We start from the raw sequence: 18,094 nt of genomic DNA, 5'->3' as shown, positions 1-18,094 counted from the left end.
GGCGGCCGGCTCGCCCGCCAGCAATAGCTGCCGGGCACGGTGCAGGCGCACGGCCCGCAAGTAGTCGCCCGGTGCCATGCCCACCCATTGCGTGAGCACGCGGTGGATGCGCTCGCGGCTCACCCCGCAGCGGTTTGCCAGGTCCGCCACCGACAGGTCGCTGCCAGCCACGGCCTGCTGCACCCGCTCGATCAGGGCGCGCACCGCGGCACTCGGGGGCACCGGCTCCACGGCAGATGGATCGGCAGGCAGGCTGCGGCGCAAGGCCGGCACGGCGCGCCGCAGCCAGGCCTGCACCTCGGCCGTGGTGACCAGGCCGCGCGCGCTTTCGGCCAGCCGGGGCATGCGCGCCACGCCGCTGCGCGGGGGAGGCCGCAGCCCTTCGTGCACGAGCCAGTCGCTGGGCACATACAGCATGGCCACCAACACGCGCCCCTGGTACTGCGGCGCGCTCAGCGCCCCCGTGTGGACCATGCCCGGCGCAATCGCGATCACGTCGCCCGTGCGCGCCACGAACGGACGGCCTGCCACGCAGCAGCGGCATTCGCCGCGCACGATGGCGCCGAACGACCATTCCTCGTGCCAGTGCGGCACCCACTCCTGCCCCGGCTCCTGGTGCCGCACCTGCTCCAGGTCGAACACGCGCAGCCGGCGCACCTCGGAGCGCAGGTTCAGCGCCACGGTGACAGGCCCTGCGGGGCGGCAGCCCTGCGCTCAGGCATCGACCGCGCCTGCGACGGTGATGCCGATCCAGCCGGCGCTGGCATCCCCCGCCACCAGCCCACCCAGCAGGCCGATGTCCTCGCACGGATGGGGGGTGAGCTGCAGCGTGGCCGTGGCCTCATGCCAGCCCGCCCCAACGCGCTCCCCGATGGCCGGTTTCACCAAGGCCAGGGCCGGCAGCTGCGCGGGCTGCCGCAGGTCCGGCCAGCCCACGGCGCCGATGGTCGGCATGCCCAGAAAACCCAGCGTCCGGCCGGGCTGGCCCGTGAGCGTGGCCTGCGCCTCGAACACGCGGCGGTCCTTCACCGCCAGGCTCGCGCCCAAGCGGCTGCCGGCGCGCAGCGGGGCGGCCGCAGGGTGATCCAACGGCAGGCTGCGCGTCAGCCACGTACTGCCCAGCTTCTTGGGCCAGCCTTGCAGCAGACCACGCACCAGGGAGATGTCCTGGTCCACCCAGATCGCCGGGCAGTACATGGCGCGGCTGCCATCGGGCCGCTCCACCTCCAGCACGACGATGGTCTCGCGGTACTGCGCCAGCACCGGGTCGAGCAGTTCCTCGCCGTGCAGCGTGCACGCCTGCCAGTCGGCAAAGTGCACGCAGCCCGTCCCCAGCGGCCGGCCCGCCGCCGGCGGCACCAGTGGCACTGCGCACTCGGCATCGAACTGGAAGGCCACGTTGAGCAGCCAGCCGGCGTAGTGCCACGGTGGCGGCGGCACCAGGGCCGAGCGGCCCGTGGTGGTGAAGGGTGCGGTAAAGCCCTGGTGGGACCAGGCCGGGAGAGAAGCAGCAGATGAAGAGGTCATGCCCGCGATGGTGCCCACGGCCTGCGCGCACGGCTAGAACGGATGTGAACCGGACACCGGTGCTGTACCGCCACGCGCGCCGGACCGGCGGGCCCGGTAGGGTTGCACGAACAGATAGAGCCCCGTCAGCAGCAGCACGGCCAGTGGAGCCAAGGGCGCGTAGGTGATCCACGCAGGCGGTGCTCCCCGGCCCAGGCCCATGGCCGCGAAGTTGGCCACGACGGTCAGCGTGAAGGCGAACGATACCCAGCGGTGGACCTGCCGGAGCCGGTTGCCGCCGCCGCTCATCGCGCAGCCCCTGCAGCGCGCTGGATGACCTTCCAGCCATTGCCGGCCGGGTCGCGAAAGCCCGCATCCACATTGCCGTAGCGGTCCACCGGCTCCTGGGTGAACTCCACGCCCCGCTCGCGCAGTTGCGCGCAGGTCGCGCGGCAGTCGGCCACATGCCAGACCAGCGGCGGCATGGCCCCCTTGGCGACCATGGCGCGCAGGGTCTGCGCCGTGGCGTCATCGTGCAGGGGCGCCCCCGGGGTGAACAGGCCGAGCTGGAACGAGGGCTGCTCCGGGTCCTGCACCGTGAGCCAGCGGTAGCTGCCATTGCGCACATCGGTGTGCACGCGAAAGCCGAGCTGCTCCACGTAGAAGGCCAGCGCCGCGTCCTGGTCGTCCACGTACACGCCCACCACACCGATGCCCTGGGTGGGCGGGTTCATCAAGCTTGTCATCGTCATGGTTCGATCTCCTGGGTTGTCGAAGACCTGTTTGTACCGTTCGCCGCGCGGCGGCGCTTCTCCAAAACTGCGATCGTGAGGTCCGGCCGCTCCGCCGCCTTGACGATGCACCCCGGCACGCTGGCCAGCGGCCCGGCCTCGGCCCGGGCCTCGCGCCGCAGCGCGCTGGGGCTCTTGCCGGTGATGTCGCGAAAGATGCGGCCGAAGGTGCCCAGGCTTTCCCAGCCGGTGGCGAACGCAATGTCGGTGATGGGCTGGTCGGTGTCCCGCAGCAGGGTCGAGGCCTGCTCAATGCGGCGCGTGAGCAGGTAGCGGTGCGGCGGCACGCCGAAGGCCTGCTTGAACGAACGCGCGAAATGCGCCTCGGACACCCCGCTCACCTCGGCCAGCCGGCTGACCGGCCAGGCCTCGTGCGACGCGGCGTCCATCCGGTCCTTGGCGCGCAGCAGGCGCCTGAGCAGGGCCGGGTCCTGCAGGCCGGCCACGGCCGGTGGTGCAGGGGGAGAGGGTTCGGGAGTAGCGGGTGGGGTCATGCGTCCTCGGATCAGCGGCCTCATTGTCGGTGACCCCAGCCGGCCTCTGCAGGGCGGGTTGCGGTGAGCGCTGTACATATGCAACAATGAAAGTTACTTAAATTTCGCCCCGCCATGCCCACCGCATCCACCCGCGAAGATCCGAACGCGCCATTCGCCGATCCCCAAGCAGTGGCCTCCTACGCTGACCGCACCCGCCGACTCGTGCCCGGTTGGGACGATCTGCAAAAGATGGCCGGCGTGCTGCTGGCCGAACGTGCACCGCCACAGGCCCAGGTGCTCGTAATCGGCGCCGGTGGCGGCGCCGAACTGGACGTCTTCACCCGGGCGCAGCCGCAGTGGCGCTTCGTGGGCGTGGACCCGTCCGAACCCATGCTGCAATTGGCGCAGGCCACGCTCGGGCCGCTGGCGGCGCGCGTGGACTTTCACCAGGGTTATGTGCACACGGCACCCGCAGGCCCCTTCGATGGCGCGACCTGCCTGCTCACCCTGCATTTCGTGCCCCATCAGGAGAGGCTGGCCACCCTGCAGGCCATCCACCAGCGCCTGCAGCCCGGCGCGCCCCTGGTCACGGCCCACCTGAGTTTTCCGCTGGCACCGCCCGAGGAGAGCGCGCAGTGGCTGGCCCGCTATGCCGCCTTCGCCATCGCCTCGGGCGTGGACCCAGAGGCCGCGCACCGCGCCTCCACGGCCATCGACACCGCCCTGCCCCTGCTCAGCCCGGGCGAGGAGGAAGCGCTGCTGGCGCAGGCCGGCTTTGGTGGCATCCGCCTGTTCTATGCGGGGCTGGCGTTCCGGGGATGGGTTGCCCATGCCTGACGGGCTATGCCTTCAACCCGTGCCGCTCATGCCACTCGGCCAGTGATTCGGACGGAAACGCCTGGTAGTGCCGGTGGCCCTTGCCTTTGGGCACATCGACCCAGTTGGCGACGAATTCGAGCATGCCCTCGACCACTTCGGGTGGCTTGGGCAATGGCGTGTCGATGGCCGAGGCGTGGGGGTGGACCAGCTCGGGCCAGCGCGGGTCCCACAGCCACAGGGCGCTGCCGCACTGCAGGCAGAACTTGCGTTCGGCCTTGGAGCGCTTGGCTCGCTGGCCCTCCTCGCGCACCACGGCATGGTAGGTGCCCAGGTGCCTGGCGCCCCGGACCTTGAGTGTGCGTGCATCGCCGCCCAGGTTGACGGCATAGCCGCCCCCACCTGCCGTCTTGCGGCAGATGGAGCAGTGGCAGTGCATGAAGGGCACGGGGCTGTCGGCTTCGAGCGAGAAGCGGACGGCGCGGCAATGGCAGGAGCCTTCGAGGTGCATGGTGCGTCCAGAGCGTTGGGGCGAGCCCTGCAGCCTACACAGCCGCGTGATCGCGGCGTGTAGGAGCACCACGCATCGCCCCCCACCCTGCCCCCCAAGAAAAAGAGCCCCGAGATTCCGAGGCTCTTTTCTTGCACCAGCGGCGCCCCAGGCGCTCAACCCTCGTCCGGCGCGTCCAGACCCAGCTCCTGGATCTTGCGGGTGATGGTGTTGCGGCCGATGCCCAGGCGCTGCGCGGCCTCCATGCGCCGGCCATGGGTGGCCACCAGGGCGGTGCGGATCAGGCGCGATTCGAAGCGGCGCGTGAGCGCATCCCATACCTCGGGCTGGCCGCCCGACAGGAGCTTCTGCGCCTCGGCCTCCAGCGCCTGTTCCCAGCTCAACACGGGGCTTGTCGCCGCGGCAGCAGGCGCTGCCAGGCCCACGGCAGCGTCTGCTGCCCAGGTGGCTGCCGGCGCGGCAGCCGCGAACTGCGGTGCCGAAGGTGCCACGGCATGCAGGCCCCCTACCATTTCGGGCGCAGGTGCGATGGCCGCCACGGGCATGGCGATCACCGGCTGCGGCGCCACGGCCTGACCGTCGGCCACGGCGGGACGGGCAGGTGCCTGGAACACCGGGGCCTCGAGCACTTCGGGCGGCAGGTCCTGCAGCGAGATCACCTGCGCGGGCGCCATCACGGTGAGCCAGTGGCAGATGTTCTCGAGCTGGCGCACATTGCCCGGAAAGGCAAACTGCTCCAGCCGCACCAGGGCCGAATCGGCGATGCGCTTGGGCTCCACGCCCAGCTGCCGCGCGCTTTGCTGCAGGAAGTGGCGCGTGAGCATGGGCACGTCTTCATGGCGCTCGCGCAGCGCGGGCAGGCGCAGGCGGATGACGTTCAGGCGGTGGAACAAGTCCTCGCGGAAACCGCCTTCCTTGACGCGCTTTTCCAGGTCCTGGTGGGTGGCCGCGATCACGCGCACATGGGCCTTCACGGCCGCATGGCCGCCCACGCGGTAGAACTGGCCGTCCGACAGCACGCGCAAGAGGCGCGTCTGCAGGTCGAACGGCATGTCGCCGATTTCGTCGAGGAACAGCGTACCGCCCTCGGCCTGCTCGAAGCGGCCGCGCCGCTGCGTCTGCGCACCGGTGAAGGCACCGCGCTCGTGGCCGAAGAGTTCGGATTCGAGCAGGTCCTTGGGGATGGCCGCGGTGTTGATGGCCACGAAGGGGCCGTCCGCACACGGCGAATGCTTGTGCAGCGCACGTGCCACCAGTTCCTTGCCCGAGCCCGATTCGCCGGTGATCAGCACCGTCACCTGGCTCTGGCTGAGCCGGCCGATGGCGCGGAACACGTCCTGCATGGCGGGCGCCTGGCCCAGCATCTCGGGGGTTTCGGCCTGGCGCTCTTCGGTCACTTCCTCGCGCTGGCTTTCCTCCACGGCGCGGCGGATCAGCTCCACCGCCTTGGGCAGGTCGAAGGGCTTGGGCAGGTACTCGAACGCGCCGCGCTGGAAGGCCGACACGGCGCTGTCCAGGTCGGAGTACGCCGTCATGATGATGACGGGCAGGCCGGGCTGCAGTTCGCGTACTTTCTCGAGCAGCTGCAGGCCCGATCCCCCGGGCATGCGGATGTCGCTCACCAGGACCTGCGGTGCCTGGCGGGCGGGGTCGCCGGCGGTGATGTCGGCCAGCGCGTCGAGCACTTCGCGCGGATGGGTGAAGCTGCGCGTGGGCAGGTTCTCCCGGGCCAGCGCCTTTTCCAGGACGAAGCGGATCGAGGGGTCGTCATCTACTATCCAGATCGGCTTCATATCTTTTTCTTACCTTCCCTGTGGTTGCGTGTCAGGGACCTCAGGGCAAGGGGATCAGGATACGGAAGTCGGTGCGACCCGGCACGCTGTCGCATTCGATCAATCCGTGGTGCCGCTGTACGAAGGTTTGCGCCAACGTAAGTCCCAGCCCCGATCCGCCGTCCCGACCCGACACCAGAGGGTAGAAAATACGCTCTTTGATGGCATCGGGTACGCCCGGTCCGTTGTCGATGACATGCAATTCCAGTGCCAGCCGGTAGCGCTGGCGACCAAACGTTACTTGTCGGGCCACGCGGGTGCGCAGGGTGATCACCGCATCGCCTGCGGCCACACGCTCGGACAGGGCCTGGGCCGCGTTCTGGACCACGTTGAGCAGGGCCTGGATGAGCTGCGCCCGGTCGCCGCGGAACTCGGGGATGGAGGTGTCGTAGTCGCGCTGCACGCGCAGGCCGTGCGGGTACTCGACCAGCACCAGCGAGCGAACGCGCTCGCACACTTCATGGATGTTGACGTCGCCCACCAGGTGCGGGTGGCGGTGCGGGGCCAGGAGGCGATCGACCAGGCTCTGCAGGCGGTCGGCCTCGTGGATGATGACTTGGGTGTACTCCGTGAGCTCGCGGCTCTCGAGCTCCATCTCCAGCAGCTGCGCAGCGCCGCGGATGCCCCCCAGCGGGTTCTTGATCTCGTGGGCCAGGTTGCGGATCAGCTCCTTGTTGGCCTGGGCCTGGTCGAGCAGGCGCTCCTCACGGTCCTGGCGGGCCTGCTGCTCCAGGGGCCACAGCTCCACCAGAATCTCGCCGGCCTGCTCGGCCGCCGCCACGTTGACATGCACGGGCACAGGGTCCTGGTGCAGGCGCTTCAGGCTGGCCTCGTAGCGCAGCGCCGCAAAGTCCTGCACGCGGGCACCGGCCAGCGCGGTCTGCAGCAGGGCCGGATCGGTGAAGAAGGTGGAGAAGTCGCCGCCCTCCAGCGTGCGGCGCGACAGGCCCAGGGTGTTTTCCAGCGCGGCATTGGCGAACTGCACGGCGCCATCGGCGCGCAGCACCGCCACCAGAGTGGACATCAGGTCCAGCGAATGGAACCGCTCGGTCTCGGACAGGGAGGTGGTGTCGGGTGGAGTGCTCACGCGCGGGGTCGGCTCAGAAGGTGTGAATGAATCCGGCGTGTCCGAGCAGGCCGCCACAACGCGTGCGGTCTAGGCGCAAAGCACAGCCATAGCTCGGGCTATAGCGAGCATTTGCAACGACGAGCGCGCGTGTTTTGGAGGGATGAGCGGGCATGGCGGGTTCTTTCACACCTTCTCAGTTGGCGGGTGCCACGCGGCCCAGCTCGCGCTTGATGCCGGCGATGTCGCTCTCGCTGCGCGAGACGCTGGCCTTGAGTTCGGCCGTGCGCTCCATGTAGCGCTGCGGGTTGCGCAGATCCAGCGCATTGCGCTCGGGCGCGCCGCCGTTGTATTCCTTGACCAGCTCGGCATGGCGCGCCTCGGCCTTGCGCAGCTCGGACTCGAGGATGGCACGCGCATCGGCGTCGCGGGCCTTCTGGTCGTTGGTGTTCACGCGCGGGGCGCCGGGTGGCGATGCGGACGGGGCACTGCCCGCAGCAGGCGCGGCGGCGCCGCCCGCAGCCGCGGCCGGGCGTGCGCCCTGCACCACGGTGACATTGCCGCCTTCGACCAGCTTGCAGCCGCGCTCCTTGGCCTGGGTGGCATTGTTCGTGTACTCGTTGCCACAGCGGTAGATGCGGTCCTGCGCCCAGCCGGCAACGGGGGCCAGGGCGGCAAGCAACAACAGGGTGGTGACAGTCTTCTTCATGGAAATTCCTCGCGCAGCAGCTTATGCAGGGGACAGCCAGAGAGTATCCCCCAATCATCCCGCATCGCCAATTGAGCAAGTACCGCGGCCATGGGGGCTTCGGGGCGGGCCTTGGGGCGGACAACGGGCCTGGGGCATGGCTGCAGACAGTGCGCCCAGGCTCTACAGAGGCGCCGCAGCCTGCGTTGGTTCCGCAGCCAGTGTTGTGCCGACGCCATGAAAAAAGGCGGCTTGCGCCGCCTTTTCGGGGTAATCGCCGGAACGGGCGGATTACAGCGAGTAGTACATGTCGTACTCGACGGGGTGGGGAGCCATGCGGAAACGCGTGACTTCGGTCATCTTCAGGTCGATGTAGGCATCGAGCATGGAGTCGGTGAACACGCCACCCTTGGTCAGGAAGCTGCGGTCCTTGTCGAGGTATTCCAGGGCTTGGTCCAGGCTGTGGCACACGGTAGGCACCAGCTTGTCTTCCTCGGGTGGCAGATGGTACAGATCCTTCGTGGCGGCTTCGCCGGGATGGATCTTGTTTTCCACGCCGTCCAGGCCGGCCATCATCAGGGCCGAGAAGGCCAGGTAAGGGTTGGCCGATGGATCGGGGAAGCGCGCTTCGATGCGGCGGCCCTTGGGGTTGGCAACGTAAGGGATGCGGATCGAGGCCGAGCGGTTGCGGGCCGAGTAGGCCAGCTTCACAGGGGCTTCGAAGCCGGGCACCAGGCGCTTGTACGAGTTCGTGCCGGGGTTGGTGATGGCGTTCAGGGCACGGGCGTGCTTGATGATGCCGCCGATGTAGTACAGCGCGAAGTCCGACAGGCCGGCATAGCCGTCGCCTGCGAACAGGTTCTTGCCGTCCTTCCAGATGGACTGGTGCACGTGCATGCCGGAGCCGTTGTCGCCAGCGTAGGGCTTGGGCATGAAGGTGGCGGTCTTGCCGTAGGCGTTGGCCACGTTCCAGACCACGTACTTCAGGACCTGCGTCCAGTCGGCGCGCTCGACCAGCGTGCTGAAACGCGTGCCGATTTCGTTCTGGCCAGCGCCTGCCACTTCGTGGTGGAACACTTCGACCGGGATGCCCAGGGATTCGAGGATCAGGGACATTTCAGCGCGCATGTCCTGCGTGCTGTCGACGGGAGGCACGGGGAAGTAGCCGCCCTTGACGGTGGGACGGTGGCCACGGTTGCCGCCTTCGAGCTTGGCACCCGAATTCCAGGGGGCTTCGTACTCTTCGATCTCGAACATGACCTTGCCGGGTTCGTTGGACCAGCGCACGCCGTCGAAGATGAAGAATTCTGGCTCGGGACCGAAGAAGGCCGTGTCGCCCAGGCCGGAGGCCTTCAGGTAGGCTTCAGCGCGCTTGGCGATGGAGCGTGGGTCGCGGTCGTAGGCCTTGCCGTCACCGGGTTCGATCACATCGCACTGCAGGAACAGCGTGGTTTCTTCGAAGAAGGGGTCGATGTTGGCGGTGTTGGGGTCGGGCATGAGTTGCATGTCCGAAGCTTCGATGCCCTTCCAGCCAGCCACCGACGAACCGTCAAATGCGTGGCCCGACGTGAACTTGTCTTCATCGAAGTGGGAAACCGGCACGGTCACGTGCTGTTCCTTGCCCCGGGTATCGGTAAAACGGAAGTCAACGAACTTGACCTCGTTTTCCTTCACGATCTTCATCACGTCTGCAACGGTCTTGGCCATCAGGTTCTCCTGGGTAAAGCGCTTGTTGAAAAAAGAATTTGCCGAAATAAAAGCAGTTTGCGTGCCAGCGGGGTGCAATCACCGCACTATCGCGGAGCAGCGGCCCGACCTGGGCTCTGGCGAGGGCCATCGAATGCACAAACCTGGTGCATCACAACCACCCCCACTGCACATCACAGGTTACGCACCATTTCGGGGCCAAGTTCTGCACCAAATTCGTGCAGTCCATTTTTGAGGTCCGTCCATGCCGCGGGAAGCGCCTGGGCCGGGCCTTTGACGCCCAGTTCGATGTGCCGCCCGTATTGTGGATGATCCACGCTGGGCAAACTGAACACCCGAACGCCTTGGTGCGATTTTTCTATGCGCTCCATGAGCGGAGTGAGTGCCGCCTCCATGGCGCCGAAGACCACCACCGAATGCTCGGTCTGGGGCGTGCGGTTGAAGTGCTCGGCATACAGGGTGTCCAGCACCCATTCGATCATCGGCCAGGCCATCACCGGAAAGCCCGGCACGAAGTGCACGGCCCCGCCCTGCCCGCCCGGGCTGGCGCAGGTGAACCCCGGGATCTTGTTGTAGGGGTTGGGGATGGTCTGGGCTCCCGCCGGGAACATGCCCATGTTCAGGCGGTGCACGTTGTCGTGGCGCTCGGGCTCGTAGGGCAGGCCCTGCTCGCGCGCCACGTCCTGCATGCGTTCGCGGATCAGGCGCTCGGCCTCGGGGTGCAGGGCCAGGTCCGCCCCGAGTGCCCGCGCCGCGCACTGGCGGGTGTGGTCGTCGGGCGTGGCGCCGATGCCGCCGCACGAGAACACCACGTCGCCCGAGGCAAAGGCGCGCTGCAGCGTGGCGGTGATGCGTGCCGGGTCGTCGCCCACGTAGTCGGCGTAGGAAAGCGCCAGGCCGCGCGCCGCCAGCAGCTCGATGGCTTTGGGCATGTGCTTGTCGGCGCGCTTGCCCGAGAGGATTTCGTCGCCGACGATGATGAGGCCGAAAGTGGGGATCATGGGGTGCTACGGGGATCGGTTGGGAGTGCGCTAGGGGCCGGCAGGATGGCCGCCGCAGGGGCGGGTGCACTGGCAGGGGACGGTGCGGTGTCTGCAATGGCTGGCGCAGGTGCCAGCGCATCGAGCGGCAGGCGCGAGGGCACGGGCATGGTGGCCCGCACGTCGTCCTCGCGCAGCTCCTGCAGGGCCGCCAGGCAGAAATGCGTGAACCACAGCGAGGAGAAGGCAAACACCAGCATGTAGATCCAGATCGCCAATGGCACCAGGACGGCAAACGCCGCCACGAACAACACGCCGGAGGCCCAGACGATGCTGGGCGCGGCGCCCAGGTAGCCGGTGATGATGCCGATGCCCAGCAGGCTGGCGCGGTGGCGCTCGAACAGGCGTTTGCGCTCTTCCTTGCTGGCATGCTCGGCCAGCGCGTCGAAGGCCATCACACGGTAGGTGAGCCAGCCCCAGATCAGCGGCGGCAGCACCAGCACCAGCGGCGGCACCAGCCACAGCGGCACGGACACCGCCAGCGCCACCAGCGCCAGGGCCGTGGAGCCCACGGACCAAGCCAGGCTGGCGAAGAAGGAACCGCCCTTCTTGCGCACCAGTTCGGGAAAGCGCCGCTCGGCCACCAGGGTCACCAGGGCCGGCGTCATGAGCACGGCCACCAGCAGCAGCGAGACCACCACCAGCACCGGCGTCGCCGTGAGGATGACCATCATGGGCGCCAGCACCGCCACCACGCTGCCCAGGCCCCAGCCTTCAAGCCAGCTCCAGAAATTCTTGAGCATGGGAGAGGCATCCAGAAGTGAGTGCATGCTCTGCACCGCCACGTCCCAGTAGAAGTAGCCCAGCCCGAACGCAAGCCCCGCCATCAGCATCAATGGCAGCAGCGACAGGAGGATGACGCGGGGGCGCATGCAATACGCCGCGGCGCGCCAGAAGGAGTCCAGCAGTAGTCCCATGCGCGTGAGCATACCGCGAGCCTTGCCCCGTGCCGATGACACCCGTGCGTGCCTGCTTATGCAGCCGGAACCGGCGTGCCCGCGGGCTTGGCAAATTCACCCAGCACGACCCCGGCAATGGCGGCAAAGGCCTGGCCCGGCACTTCCAGCGTGCTGGTGCGCTCGCCCGAGCCGCAGAACACCACCGGCAACGCGGGCACCTGCCGATCCACCAGCACGCGCACCCCGTCCTGCTGCACGAAGGGCCCCACACCGCCGGCCTGCATGCCCAGTCGCTCGCGCAACAGCTCTTCATCCAGGGGCGCCAGTTTGGCGCGGGACGTCCCCACGGCCCGCGCGACGGCCGCATAGTCCACCGGATCCAGGGCGCGCAGGGCCACCAGCACGATGCAGCCATCGCCGGCCTGGAACGCCAGCGTCTTGACCATCTGCGGCACCGGAAAGCCCAGCGCCATGAACTGCTGCGTGGTGTGCGCTTCGGAATGCTCATGCACCCGGTAGGCCACCTGGCCCTGCGCCAGAAGGGTGGCCGAGACAGGGACGAGGGGCATGGCGATCAACTCCTTGGGGATGGCAGGGAAATGCTCCCACGGTGTGCGGGCACGGCTCGGGACAGCATAGCCGAGCCGCCCCCACCCACACTCAGGCGCGCGTTTCCGCCGCAGCCGCACCCTGCCCCGCCGGCACCTGGGCAGCGGCCTCGCGCCGCGCATAGCGCTGCGCGAGCACGCCACATACCATGAGCTGCATCTGGTGGAACAGCATCAGCGGAAGCACGATGGCGCCCGCCACATTGGCGGCAAACAGCACGTTGGCCATGGGCACGCCGCTCACCAGGCTTTTCTTGGAGCCGCAGAAGACGATGGTGATCTCATCCTCCTTCGAAAAGCCCATGCGCCGCGCGCTCCAGGTGGTGAGGGTCAGCACCAGCGCCAGCAGCACCGCGCACACCGCCAGCAGGCCGGCCAGGGCCATGGGCGGCACCTGGGACCACAGCCCGTCGATGACGGCATGGCTGAAGGCGGCATACACCACGAGCAGGATGGAACCCTGGTCCACCACCTTCATGACGGATGCGCGCTGCTGCAAAAAGCCGCTGATCCAGGGGCGCAGCAGGTGACCGATGGCAAAGGGCAGCAGCAGCTGCACGCCGATGCGGCCCATCGCCGCCAGCGGATCGCCCATGGCCGCGTTCTGCGACATCAGCAGGCCCACGAGCAGCGGGGTGAAGGCCACCCCCAGCAGCGTGGAGGCCGAGGCGCTGCAGACGGCCGCGGGGATGTTGCCGCGCGCCATGGAGACGAAGGCGATCGCCGACTGCACCGTGGCCGGCAGCGCGCACAGGTACAGGATGCCGGTGTACAGGTCGCGCGTGACCAGCGGCTCCAGCACCGGGCGCAGTGCCCAGCCCAGCAGCGGAAACAGCACGAAGGTGCTGGCCACCACCACGAGGTGCAGGCGCCAATGGCCGATGCCGGCCAGGATGGCCTGGCGCGAAAGCTTTGCGCCATGCAGGAAGAACAGCAGGCTCACGGCCACGGTGGTGGCCACCTCGAGCGCCCGGGCGAAGCCGCCGGAGGCCGGCAGCAGGCTGGCGGCGACGACCGTGGCGACGAGGTAGAGCGTGAAATTGTCGGGAAGCAGACGGGAACGGGCCATGGGAACAGGGGCGCGAGGGCCTCAAGAGAAACGGGTTGCACCGATTGGACCTGCTTTGCCACCCCAAGAGAAATGGATTGATTTGATGAATTTATAATTTCCCTGCATGAATCAAGGGTGTGCCATGGCCTATTTCCCCACGCGCGCCCCACGGCGTGCGGCGTCTGCTTTGTCGCACGGCTTGCCCATGGCCCGCCATGGGCTGCGCCGCGCTTCGCGCATCCATCCCCACGCCATGGCCCGCGCGAAGGGGAAATAGGCCATGGCACACCCTAGCTTGCGCCAGTTGCGCGTCTTCCAGGCCGTGGCCCTGCACAGCAGCTTCACGCGCGCTGGCGACCAGATCGGACTGACCCAGCCGGCCGTGAGCCGCTGCGTGACCGAGCTGGAACAGCACCTGGGCATCAAGCTGCTGGACCGCACCACGCGTGAGGTGGTGCTGACCGAGGCGGGCCGCAGCCTGGCGGTGCGCCTGGCGCGCGTGCTGGAAGACCTGGACACCGTGCTGCTGGATGTGCGTGGCCTGGCCACGCAGCGCCAGGGCCGGGTGCGGGTGGCCAGCAGCCCCACCCTGTCGGCCAACCTGCTGCCCGAGTGCATTGCGCGCTGCCGGCAGGACCACCCGGGGCTGGAGCTGCTGCTGCTGGACCGCATGCAGCACGATGCCCTCGCCAGCGTGCTCTCGGGAGAGGTGGATTTCGGCGTGGTGATCGAGCCCGAGCCGGGGCGCAACGACGAGCTGCATGCCGAGCCCATCCTCTCCGAGCCCTTCTGCCTGGTCTGCCCGCCCACGCACCGGCTGGCCAGACAGCGCAGCGTGCGTTGGGCGGCCCTGGCCGGTGAACCCCTGGTGCTGCTCGACCACGCCTCCGGCAGCCGCCGGCTGATCGACGATGCGCTGCGCCAGCACGGCGTGCAGGCGCCCGTGGCGCAGGAGGTGGGCCATGTGACGACCATCTTCCGCATGCTCGATGCGGGCCTGGGCATCTCGGTCGTGCCGACGCTGGCACTGCCGCCCGCCGGACTTCAGGGCCTGGAGGTGCGACCACTCACACCGCGTGTGGAACGCACCATCGTTCTGGTGCGGCGCGCCAACCGCGCGCTGGCGCCCGTAGCTGCCGTGGCCTGGGGGCTGGTGCGCGATGTCGCCGCGCGGCGGACCTAGGCTTTTCCGACCAGGCGCAGCACCCCACGCCACTGCTGCGACCAGAAGCCGCGGCCATAGTCGCGTGTGCGGCCGTCGGGCCCGGGCTCGACCTGGTCGCGCACGCCCGTGGGGTCGTAGCGCTGCTCGAAGTTGGCGGTGCGCATGAGCATGTCCCACCAGGGCAGCAGCACGCCGAAGTTGTGGCCGCCCAGCACCACGCGCGGGGCCTTGTCACCCGCGGCCGCGGGCTTGGTGGTCTCGTGCCCGATGCCGATGCTGTGGTGCAGCCGGTGAAAGCGCGGACTCACCCACAGCCGCTCGCCCACACGGCCGAACCACAGGCGCACATTGGCGTGCTGGAAACTTTCGCTCAGCTGCGTGATGGCCACGATGGCCACGAACTGCCCCGGCGCCACGCCGATGAGCTGGGCCACGACCACGAGGATGGTGTCGCGCAGCATGTCGTCCAGCAGGTGGTTGCGGTTGTCGCTCCACATGGTCATCTGCTGCTGCGCGTGGTGCAGCGAATGCAGCTTCCACCACCACCCGAAATGGTGCTGGCCGCGGTGGATCCAGTAGTCCACGAAGTCGAACACCACCAGGTACAGCAGCAGGCTGACCCAGGCCACGTCGGTCACGCCGGGCCAGAGGCCATCGAGGTGGAAGGTGCTGACGCCCGACATGCGCAGCTCGCCGAACACGGCGTCCATCAGCGGGTCGATGGCGAAGAACAGGCCGACCCGGAACAGGCCCAGGCGGTGCAGCAGGGTGTAGAGGATGTCGGTGCGGATCGTGGCGCGGTTGGTCACCGGCTCCACGGGGCGCCAGCGCTGGATGGGGCCGATGATGGCGATGATCACCGCCAGCTGCAGCAGGCCCACCAGCAGCCAGCCGGTGGCGTCGTAGCCGTCCTCGAGCAGGTTGCCCAGGCCGCCCGCGAACATCAGCGGCTGCACCACGGTCTCGAACAGCCACTGCTGCGCCCCGTCGAATATCGCGCTCAACCACTCCATTGCGTTCGCTGCTCCTGTTGCTGTGCCATCGCTGCCGTGATCGCCCGGCGTCACCGCACGGGCTTTGTACCGTAGTCCGGGTGCTCGCGCAGTGTTCTGAAGCAAAAGCCCCGCTCTTTCAGGCCCACGATCAGGGGCTCCAGCACCGCGGGCGCCCAAGGATCGGTGCGCGACCAGATACCGAGGTGCGCCAGCAGGATGTCACCCGCACGGATATCGCGCAGCGCCTTGCGCAGCAGCGCATCGTTGCTGGCCTGTGCGGTGGACAGCTCGTCGCCCAAAAAGCCCGCGGGCGACCAGCCCACGTGGGTGTAGCCGCAGGCCTGGGCACTGGCCAGCAATTGCGGCGATGTCTTGCCCCCCGGCGCACGGAACAGCGGCAGCACCTTCTGGCCGGTGATGGCCTGCAGGCGGTCGGCGGCCTTGTTGATCTCGGCGCAATACTCTGCCGCCGTCATCGTGAAGTCCTGCCCCGCGCGCGGGCCGGCCGATGGGCGCACCTTGAAGGAGGGCCTGGCGGCCGTGCCCAGGTCGGCGCGCCAGTAGGTGTGGTCCCAGGTGTGGGAGGCAAAGGCATGGCCTTCGGCGGCCCGTGCACGCCACCAAGGGGCCCAGTGCTCGCCCAGGCTGCCGTCACCTTCCTTGGTGCGCTCCTGCGCCGCGAAGAAGGTCACCTGCACGTTCTGGCGCTTGAGCACATCGGCCATCAGCGGCGCCACCTCCATGTGGCCGGTGTCCAGAGTCAGGTAGACGGGCTTGGTGCAGGGGCTGGCCTGCGCCAGGCCGGCAGGCGAACCGGCCAGCAAGGCCAGGGGCAGCACGGCCTGCAGGCACCAGCGGGGCACGGCGCGAGCCGCAGCCATGCGGGGCGGCATGCCGGCGGTCATTGCCACTACCGGGGCGCGTGCTGCAGCGTCCAGACGCCGTGCGGGGACTTGCCCACGGGCACCTGGCGCACCACCTTCTTGGCCTCGGTGTCCACCACCGAGAGCTTGCGCGCCCAGCGCGAACTGACGTAGATGAAACGGCCATCGGCCGAGACCTCCATGCAGTCCGGCCCGCCGGGCACGGGGTAGCTGTCCACCACGGCCATGCTGGCCATGTCGATCTTGCTGATCGAATTGGCGACGCGGTTGCTCACATACAGGTGCTTGCCATCGCCCGCCGCACGGAACGCGTGCGCGCCGTTGCCGGTCTTGATCTTGCGCACGCTGCGCGGCTCGCGGCCCGAGACGTCGAACACCTCGACACTGTCACCACCCGTGAGGCCCACGAAGACATGCTTGTCGTCGGGGGTTCCATACACGTCGGCCGGCATGGGTCCGGTCTTGAGGCGCCACTTGACCACCTGCGTGGCGATGTCGATGGCCACCAGCTCGTCGCTGTCCTGCATGGACACGTAGACGGTGGTGCTGCGGCTGTCGATCCACATGTGGCTCGGCGTGCGGGCGGTGTTCACGCGCGCCACCAGCGTGGGCTCCTTGCCGTCCCAGCGGTAGAAGTCCACGTGGTTCAGGCGGTTGGCCGCCGTGATGAGCCACTTCATGTCGGGCGTGAAGCGCAGATGGTAGGGGTCCACGATGCCCCGCACCGTGCGCTGCACCTGGGCCGTGCGCGGGTCCAGGAAGGTCAGTGTGTCACCGAGCGCATTGGCCACGATGAGCGAGCGCTCGTCGGGCGTGAGGTACAGGTGGTGCGGCTCCTTGCCGGTGGGGATGCGCGAGGTTTCCGTCCACGTCAGCGGATCGATCACACTGACATTGGCCTCCAGCGAGTTCAGCACGAAAATCGGCGGCACGGGCGCTGCGGCTGGTGCGGCCGCCACGCTGGCGCCCCACAGCAAGACCAGGCCAGCCAGGGCGGCGCTCACGCGCGCGGGAGAGAAAATCTTCACAAACAACCAAGCACTTTCAAGACAGTATGCAAGTGTAGCGCCGGGAGTCCGGGCTCCTGTGCCGCAAGGCGTAACATCTGCACAGGACAAGGCCTGGATCAAGGAAGTTCCACCTGCCGGCGAATTTGCAGAGGCCGGGATCCCCGGCACGGCGCTCAGAGCGGCGATGCCACCAGAACCTGGAGATCGTCTGCACTGAGCCAGCGCCATTGCCCTGGCGCCAGGTCCGCCGGCAGCGCCATGCTGCCGATCTGCGAGCGGTGCAAGCCCTCCACGCGGTTGCCCACGGCGGCCAGCATGCGCTTGACCTGGTGGTACTTGCCTTCGGTCAGGGTCAGGTCCAGGCGGTGCGTGTCCACCAGCGCACAAGCGGCGGCGCGCACCGGCTTGGGATCGTCGTCGAGCACCACGCCAGCCAGCAGCTTGTTCACCTGCACCTCGTCCACGGGGTGCTTGGTGGTGACCTGGTAGACCTTGGGCACATGCTTCTTGGGCGAACTCATGCGGTGGATGAACTGGCCATCGTCGCTGAGCAGCAGCATGCCGGTCGTGTCCTGGTCCAGCCGGCCCACGGCCTGGATGCCTTGCACCGCCGTCTTGCTCGGCCGCTGGCGCATCGGGGCGGGCAACAGGGTGTAGATGCTCGGGTAGGTCGAAGGCTTTTGCGAGCACTCGGTACCCACAGGCTTGTGTAGCAGCACATAGGCCTTCTCGTGGTACGGCCAGTCCACGCCCTGCACACGCAGCTGCAGGCCCTCGGGATCGAAGTCGGCGGCCGCCTCGGTGCACGGCACATACTCGCCTTGCACCCCAGTGGTGCTTACCGCCACCCAGCCTTGCTGCACCAATCCGGCGCATACGCGCCGGGTTCCAAATCCCTGGGAATACAGAATGTCTTGCAGCTGCATGGTGGTCGAACGAAGGTGAGAAACAGGTGGGCAATCAAGGCAGGCACCTCGCGCCAGCCCTGACAAAGCCGATGGTTCCGCGGGGATTTCAGCAAATTTGCCTTCCCCAAACGCAAAACCCCC

General features: G+C 68.2%; 20 protein-coding genes. 2 read left to right on the top strand and 18 right to left on the bottom strand.

The features are described 5' to 3' along the window. The 5 genes from PMI14_RS11340 to PMI14_RS11320 all read right to left on the bottom strand — a co-directional run. The coding region (locus PMI14_RS11340) for an AraC family ligand binding domain-containing protein (RefSeq protein WP_007854228.1) at positions 1–681 on the bottom strand (681 nt) is incomplete at its 3' end. A gap of 33 nt (positions 682–714) precedes the next feature. After that, a complete protein-coding gene (locus tag PMI14_RS11335) occupies positions 715–1,527 on the bottom strand; it encodes an acetoacetate decarboxylase family protein (RefSeq protein WP_035203377.1) in 813 nt (270 codons plus the stop codon). Between the two features lie 33 nt (positions 1,528–1,560). Continuing rightward, entirely contained in the window at positions 1,561–1,815 is a 255-nt protein-coding gene (locus tag PMI14_RS11330; RefSeq protein WP_007854224.1) for a hypothetical protein, read from the bottom strand. Beyond that, the gene (locus PMI14_RS11325) at positions 1,812–2,258 is read right to left on the bottom strand and encodes a VOC family protein (RefSeq protein WP_007854221.1); all 447 of its coding nucleotides are present in this window, start codon (positions 2,256–2,258) and stop codon (positions 1,812–1,814) included. The genes PMI14_RS11330 and PMI14_RS11325 overlap by 4 nt, the downstream gene beginning before the upstream one ends. Continuing rightward, positions 2,255–2,791: a helix-turn-helix domain-containing protein gene (locus PMI14_RS11320; protein ID WP_007854219.1), complete on the bottom strand. Its 537-nt coding sequence runs from the start codon at positions 2,789–2,791 to the stop codon at positions 2,255–2,257. Before PMI14_RS11320 ends, PMI14_RS11325 begins: the two co-directional genes overlap by 4 nt. A gap of 171 nt (positions 2,792–2,962) precedes the next feature. Here PMI14_RS11320 and PMI14_RS11315 point away from each other — a divergent pair, with 171 nt between their 5' ends. Further along, entirely contained in the window at positions 2,963–3,610 is a 648-nt protein-coding gene (locus PMI14_RS11315; RefSeq protein ID WP_035203357.1) for a class I SAM-dependent methyltransferase, read from the top strand. A gap of 4 nt (positions 3,611–3,614) precedes the next feature. Here PMI14_RS11315 and PMI14_RS11310 read toward each other — a convergent pair whose 3' ends face one another. The 9 genes from PMI14_RS11310 to PMI14_RS11270 form a co-directional block, all read right to left on the bottom strand. Continuing rightward, on the bottom strand, positions 3,615–4,100 hold the full coding sequence (locus PMI14_RS11310; RefSeq protein WP_007854213.1) for a GFA family protein: 486 nt from the start codon (positions 4,098–4,100) through the stop codon (positions 3,615–3,617). A gap of 155 nt (positions 4,101–4,255) precedes the next feature. Continuing rightward, positions 4,256–5,893 (bottom strand): nitrogen regulation protein NR(I), encoded by a 1,638-nt coding sequence (ntrC, locus tag PMI14_RS11305; protein ID WP_007854210.1) that lies wholly within the window; start codon positions 5,891–5,893, stop codon positions 4,256–4,258. 40 nt (positions 5,894–5,933) lie between these two features. Beyond that, positions 5,934–6,956, bottom strand: a complete 1,023-nt coding sequence (gene glnL / locus PMI14_RS11300) for a nitrogen regulation protein NR(II) (RefSeq protein ID WP_035203374.1) — start codon at positions 6,954–6,956, stop codon at positions 5,934–5,936. 238 nt (positions 6,957–7,194) lie between these two features. Continuing rightward, complete coding sequence (locus PMI14_RS11295; protein ID WP_007854207.1) at positions 7,195–7,707, bottom strand: hypothetical protein; 513 nt, start codon at positions 7,705–7,707, stop codon at positions 7,195–7,197. A gap of 270 nt (positions 7,708–7,977) precedes the next feature. Further along, the gene (gene glnA / locus PMI14_RS11290; protein ID WP_007854205.1) at positions 7,978–9,393 is read right to left on the bottom strand and encodes a type I glutamate--ammonia ligase; all 1,416 of its coding nucleotides are present in this window, start codon (positions 9,391–9,393) and stop codon (positions 7,978–7,980) included. 173 nt (positions 9,394–9,566) lie between these two features. Next, positions 9,567–10,394, bottom strand: coding sequence for a molybdopterin-binding protein (locus PMI14_RS11285; protein WP_007854203.1), 828 nt, complete (start codon positions 10,392–10,394; stop codon positions 9,567–9,569). Continuing rightward, a complete protein-coding gene (locus PMI14_RS11280) occupies positions 10,391–11,362 on the bottom strand; it encodes an EI24 domain-containing protein (RefSeq protein WP_007854202.1) in 972 nt (323 codons plus the stop codon). Before PMI14_RS11280 ends, PMI14_RS11285 begins: the two co-directional genes overlap by 4 nt. A 44-nt stretch (positions 11,363–11,406) precedes the next feature. Next, positions 11,407–11,901: an aminoacyl-tRNA deacylase gene (locus PMI14_RS33495; protein WP_007854201.1), complete on the bottom strand. Its 495-nt coding sequence runs from the start codon at positions 11,899–11,901 to the stop codon at positions 11,407–11,409. 91 nt (positions 11,902–11,992) lie between these two features. Next, positions 11,993–13,009, bottom strand: a complete 1,017-nt coding sequence (locus tag PMI14_RS11270; protein ID WP_007854200.1) for a bile acid:sodium symporter family protein — start codon at positions 13,007–13,009, stop codon at positions 11,993–11,995. A gap of 262 nt (positions 13,010–13,271) precedes the next feature. Here PMI14_RS11270 and PMI14_RS11265 point away from each other — a divergent pair, with 262 nt between their 5' ends. Further along, positions 13,272–14,174, top strand: coding sequence for a LysR family transcriptional regulator (locus tag PMI14_RS11265; RefSeq protein ID WP_007854198.1), 903 nt, complete (start codon positions 13,272–13,274; stop codon positions 14,172–14,174). On the opposite strand, the gene PMI14_RS11260 is transcribed toward PMI14_RS11265, so the two are convergent. The 4 genes from PMI14_RS11260 to PMI14_RS11245 all read right to left on the bottom strand — a co-directional run bounded on the left by PMI14_RS11260 (position 14,171) and on the right by PMI14_RS11245 (position 17,971). Next, positions 14,171–15,169, bottom strand: coding sequence for a sterol desaturase family protein (locus tag PMI14_RS11260; protein WP_007854195.1), 999 nt, complete (start codon positions 15,167–15,169; stop codon positions 14,171–14,173). The genes PMI14_RS11265 and PMI14_RS11260 overlap by 4 nt on opposite strands. Positions 15,170–15,219: 50 nt before the next feature. After that, positions 15,220–16,032, bottom strand: a complete 813-nt coding sequence (locus tag PMI14_RS11255) for a polysaccharide deacetylase family protein (RefSeq protein WP_035203365.1) — start codon at positions 16,030–16,032, stop codon at positions 15,220–15,222. 29 nt (positions 16,033–16,061) lie between these two features. Then, the gene (locus PMI14_RS11250) at positions 16,062–17,063 is read right to left on the bottom strand and encodes a YncE family protein (RefSeq protein WP_007854192.1); all 1,002 of its coding nucleotides are present in this window, start codon (positions 17,061–17,063) and stop codon (positions 16,062–16,064) included. A 155-nt stretch (positions 17,064–17,218) separates the two neighbouring features. Further along, the gene (locus PMI14_RS11245; RefSeq protein ID WP_007854191.1) at positions 17,219–17,971 is read right to left on the bottom strand and encodes a pseudouridine synthase; all 753 of its coding nucleotides are present in this window, start codon (positions 17,969–17,971) and stop codon (positions 17,219–17,221) included. Positions 17,972–18,094 lie beyond the last annotated feature (123 nt).

Origin of the sequence: Acidovorax sp. CF316 (assembly GCF_000276605.1) — a bacterium.
Taxonomy (GTDB): domain Bacteria; phylum Pseudomonadota; class Gammaproteobacteria; order Burkholderiales; family Burkholderiaceae_C; genus Acidovorax.
Note: the sequence above shows the minus strand (reverse complement) of the source record. Positions and strands in the feature narration are given on the sequence as shown.